1 protein-coding gene is annotated in these 765 nt (G+C 74.8%); it reads right to left on the bottom strand.

What is annotated here, in order from left to right:
• The coding region (locus tag ACYVE9_RS29280) for a hypothetical protein (RefSeq protein ID WP_461030902.1) at nt 1-192 on the bottom strand (192 nt) is incomplete at its 3' end.
• Nucleotides 193-765 lie beyond the last annotated feature (573 nt).

Here is a 765-nt window from a genome sequence, read left to right as displayed (position 1 = left end):
GGCCCGCCCCCGGGGCAGCGCCCGCTGGACCAGCGCGTGCGCGGTCAGCGTCCGTTCGTGCCTGCCGAGGGAGGCCGGCAGGACGAGATAACCGAGCCGGACCAGTCGCGGGTAGTGCTCGATGAGCGCCGCCTCAGCGCGCTCGACATCCACCGGCCCTGGCGCGGCGGCGGAAGGGGTCTGCGTAGTCACGTCTGTAGGGGCCACGTTGAGCAGAACGAGTGAACGGGAGGTTGGTCACCTGCCGTCCCCCTCTCAACGGAGCGGACGACCCGGCTCGCAGCTCCGGCCGTACCCCTGTGTCACCGCTGACGCGGCCGTCACCGCCGGTGCGGTGCTCCTCGGCCGAACGGTGCCGCAACCGGTGCGGCGGTCCCGACTGCCGCCGCCGGCAAGCCTCCGCCGCGGCCCCCGACGGACCGACGTCCCGCGCCCGGCCGTGCCGCCGTTGATCGGAAAGTGACAGGAAAGGTTGCCTTAAGGGACCGCGCGGGCACTGCGTGTCATGCTTCGGCCACCATGTCCTCACCGGCCCGAGCACCACGCAGCGCCAGTGCGGCGCGGCCGGTGCCCCGGGCCCCGCGTGCCGTGCTCTTCGCGGCGGTGTCCACGACTCTGGCCGCCTCCGGGCACGCGTCCTTCGCCGCCCACACCCCGCCGGCGGCGATCCTGTTCGCCGCTCTCGCCGCGACCGGTACCGCTGCCTGGCTCGGCTGCGGCCGACGCCGCGGCCCGATCACCATCGGCGGGGCCCTGCTCACCGCG

It is taken from the genome of Streptomyces sparsus, from assembly GCF_054776295.1.
This window is presented reverse-complemented; position numbering and strand designations above follow the sequence as displayed.